This window comes from Amazonocrinis nigriterrae CENA67 (genome assembly GCF_016056305.1).
Taxonomy (GTDB): domain Bacteria; phylum Cyanobacteriota; class Cyanobacteriia; order Cyanobacteriales; family Nostocaceae; genus Amazonocrinis; species Amazonocrinis nigriterrae.
The window spans coordinates 315,669-319,125 of record NZ_JAECZC010000007.1 but is presented as its reverse complement, the minus strand read 5'-3'; the positions used below and the strand labels follow the sequence as shown (position 1 = coordinate 319,125).

The window sequence follows — 3,457 nt, the reverse complement described above, 5'->3', positions numbered from 1 at the left end:
GTCAAAGCTGATTTTGCAACACAAGATGCAGCTCTGGAATTGCAAAAACAGCAAGAACTAGAACAAGAACGAATTCGACAACAACAAATCAAAGCCAAACAATTAGAGGCTTTAAAAAAACAAGCAAAAGAATGGCTAGAAAAATTAGACCCATTCTCACCTGAAGGACTGTGGTTTGAAAGATTTTCTGAAAGCTACCCCTCAAAATTAGAAGCAGCAATTGAATATTTACAAAATAACGAATAAACTCAAAATTAATTCAATTTCTTTAACTGTTGTGCTGACGATTTATTTGAGATAAATGCTGCACAGCCCATTCATGCATAGCGTAGAGAATTGGTTGCAAACTTGTTCCTAAAGGGGTTAAAGAATATTCTACCTTGGGAGGAATTTGAGCGTAAATTTCTCGATGTACAATACCATCTTCCTCCATTTCTCTGAGTTGCTGAGTTAGCATCTTTTGCGTAATTCCAGGTAAAGCTCGCTGCAATTCACCAAATCGTTTTACGCCTGTCAATAATTCTCTAAGAATTAAAACCTTCCAGCGTCCGCCAATCACCTTTAAGGTGGTTTCAACCTCACAAGTCAGTTTAACATTGTTTTCTGCTTCAGCTTTCATAGTTACTTTTTAGTAAGTACCTTACTTTTAAGTGCCTACTTTTCATATTAACTTTATTTAGTTTAAAGTCTATTCGGCAAGTTTTTGTACCTTGACCAAAAAAGTCTCAAGTTTCAAGGATGAGTGATGAAGTAAGAACACAGGATATCCCTCACCCCTGATGGGCAAAATCCAGCAGTTTCTTTTTCAAAATTCATGCCTTATCCCTGATGGGTGGGGTAAATTCATCCTTTATTCTTACATATGCCAACAGACACACCTCTGGTTAGGAAATTTATTTATGGCGAATATCCTCCACATTGATGCTAGTCCTCGTGGTGAACGTTCCATTTCGCGATCGCTCTCTTATGAATTCATCACATCCTGGAAAGACACTCATCCTGGCGATACAGTCACCTACCGAGATTTAGGTCACAATCCTGTTCCCCATGTAGACGAACCGTGGATTGCTGCTGCTTTTACACCACCTGAAGCACGCACACCCGAATTGACCCAAGCAATTAAGTTATCTGATGACTTAGTGGACGAATTTCTCGCAGCCGATCGCTATGTCTTTGGCGTGCCAATGTATAACTTTAGCATACCCTCCACATTTAAAGCTTACATTGACCAAATTGTGCGTGGAGGCCGCACGTTTGCAGTTACCGAGAACGGTGGCTTTCAAGGTTTAGTCGATAGCAGCAAAAAAGTACTGATCATCACAGCGCGTGGAGGTAGTTTTCCACCAGGAACCCCCTTCGCTGCTTATGATTTTCAAGAACCCTACCTCCGTACTATTTTCGGTTTCATCGGTCTGACAGACTTGACCTTTATCCACGGTGATAGCCTCAACTCGGGTAAGGATGCTCGCCAAAAGTCTCTAGCCGCAGCTAAAGATGCGATCGCTCAAGCTGTAGCTACTTGGTAAGCAGCTAGCATAAGATAAGCAGGGGGCCCTAAGTCCCCCTGTGGGGATAAGGGAGCAGTCATCAGTCATAGGTAGTAGTTCACCACGCAAATTTTGACTCTTGAAGACCGCTTAAAGGGAAAAGGGGAAAGGGAAAGAAATTAAAAACATGCGCCCCTTTTCCCCTTACCCTTTCCCCCACCTGTCAAAATCTTTTTGGCAGGCTAGTAGTTCACTTAACTAAATCTGCAAAGCTTTGAACCACTTATTTAAAACTGTGTTGACTGTACGTTTAAACTGATGTTTGCGATACCATTTTTGGAAAGCCATTTCATACTCTTCACCTTTAGCTTGAAAGGTATTCCAAACATCAAGTCCTACTGCCATACCCCAGAATAGCAAGATATACAGCGACCAAGTAAGACCGCCGCCACCGATGAAATCCACCAGCATTAAACCAGCATTAACAATTGCATAATTGCCTAAGCGCTTTTTAAAGCGTCCTATACGGTATGAATCAAAAGCTTGCCGTTGTTGGATTTCGCTTTGTTGCGATCGCCAGTCGCGTTCTGCTAAGTTTAAACACTCAACAGAGATTTCTAACTCAGTAGCAATTTCCAGCAATTGATCATAAGAGAATTCTTTGTCTTGGTCGTCAGCTTGACGGGCGATCGCTAACTGAAGAATTCGCTGCACATCTTCTTGGCTATAAGAACGGAGGCTCTTAGGTTCAAAGTCCGTCATAATTACTATCTCTAATTATTTTTTAATTACAATTGATCGCCCAACAGCTGTTACACAACTATGCTGCCACAATCAGCAATGTTTACATTACTCCTACACTAGCAAATTTAAATCGGGCTGGCGGTACGGATTACTATAAGGGACTTCCAACTAAAAAAATATCCCATCGCTTTGGTGAGCAGGGGAAGCAGGGGGAGCAGGGGGAGCAGGGGAGGAAGAATTTCACAATCGTCTTTGCTCTCACAATTGAATAATTTAATTTCTGGAAGTCCCTAAAACCCTATACTAAATGCCTTAGAGGATGTTTTAAAAGTCATGATTGATGTATCAAAAATTTTCTAACCCTCCCTAACCCCTTCTCCCTAGTAGTCTGGCAAGGGAATTTTGCGTTGTGGTCAGCTTCAGGTGCAGAGGGGCAGAGGGGCAGAGGGGAAAGAACTTGTATAAGCCTCTCCTCTGCTCTCCTGCTCCCTTGCTCCTCCGCTTGCCTCCACCTGGCAAATTTAGGTTGGTGAACCACTAGCTCCCTTGCAGTCTTAATGATAAGTCTTAAACCGAACACGATATAAGTCCCTCAATCAAAGTCTGTGGGTAAATCTGGATGGCGATAATGGTGGAAAAGTCTAGTGATTTGCGCTGGCAGCACACGCCCTAGAGACAGTTCTGGCAAGGCATCTTCCAGAAAGAAATTTACTTCTTCGGTTTCAAGGCTTGTTGAGGGCGAACCACCGATAATTTCGCATTGAAAAAACAGTTTATAAATATAAAAAGGAAATGGTGGGTGTCCCTGTTTATCTCTGTCATAAACTGCTAGTAGTTTGATAGGGCGTGTTTGATAGCCAGATTCTTCAAAGATTTCTTTGACAACTACCTCACTTGGCGACTCACCAACATCAGCCCATCCACCAGGTAAAGTCCAATAACCATCGGCTCGTTCTTTGACTAACAATATAGTATTGTCACGAAATACTGCACCGCGCACATCTACTTTAGGAGTTGCATATCCTATTTCCTGGGCAAATAAATCAAGGACATAGCCGTGTTCAACCTTGGAGTAAGTCGCCATAATTTCCGCGGCGATCGCCCGCAATTGTTTATAGCGTTCAATATCATAAGGCCCTTCAGAATAAGTCAGACCAATTTGTGCGATCGCTTGTAACTTTTGCGCCCATTCCAGCCATTTTGGTTGCATATTTTATTTGGGAATT

The 3,457-nt window shown here is 42.3% G+C and carries 5 protein-coding genes; 2 read left to right on the top strand and 3 right to left on the bottom strand.

Translation table 11 applies throughout. The features are described 5' to 3' along the window. Nucleotides 1–246, top strand: a 246-nt coding sequence (locus tag I8748_RS06470) for a salt stress protein, Slr1339 family (protein WP_404800276.1), incomplete at its 5' end; no start/stop codon positions are given. Nucleotides 247–268: 22 nt separating this feature from the next. On the opposite strand, the gene I8748_RS06465 is transcribed toward I8748_RS06470, so the two are convergent. Further along, nucleotides 269–619 (bottom strand): winged helix-turn-helix transcriptional regulator, encoded by a 351-nt coding sequence (locus I8748_RS06465; RefSeq protein WP_198123820.1) that lies wholly within the window; start codon nt 617–619, stop codon nt 269–271. Nucleotides 620–899: 280 nt separating this feature from the next. Here I8748_RS06465 and I8748_RS06460 point away from each other — a divergent pair, with 280 nt between their 5' ends. Continuing rightward, on the top strand, nt 900–1,526 hold the full coding sequence (locus I8748_RS06460) for an FMN-dependent NADH-azoreductase (protein WP_198123819.1): 627 nt from the start codon (nt 900–902) through the stop codon (nt 1,524–1,526). 219 nt (nt 1,527–1,745) lie between these two features. Here I8748_RS06460 and I8748_RS06455 read toward each other — a convergent pair whose 3' ends face one another. Both I8748_RS06455 and I8748_RS06450 read right to left on the bottom strand, forming a co-directional pair. After that, nucleotides 1,746–2,249, bottom strand: a complete 504-nt coding sequence (locus I8748_RS06455) for a 2TM domain-containing protein (RefSeq protein ID WP_198123818.1) — start codon at nt 2,247–2,249, stop codon at nt 1,746–1,748. A 574-nt stretch (nt 2,250–2,823) separates the two neighbouring features. Then, nucleotides 2,824–3,441, bottom strand: a complete 618-nt coding sequence (locus I8748_RS06450) for an NUDIX hydrolase (RefSeq protein ID WP_198123817.1) — start codon at nt 3,439–3,441, stop codon at nt 2,824–2,826. Nucleotides 3,442–3,457: the final 16 nt, after the last annotated feature.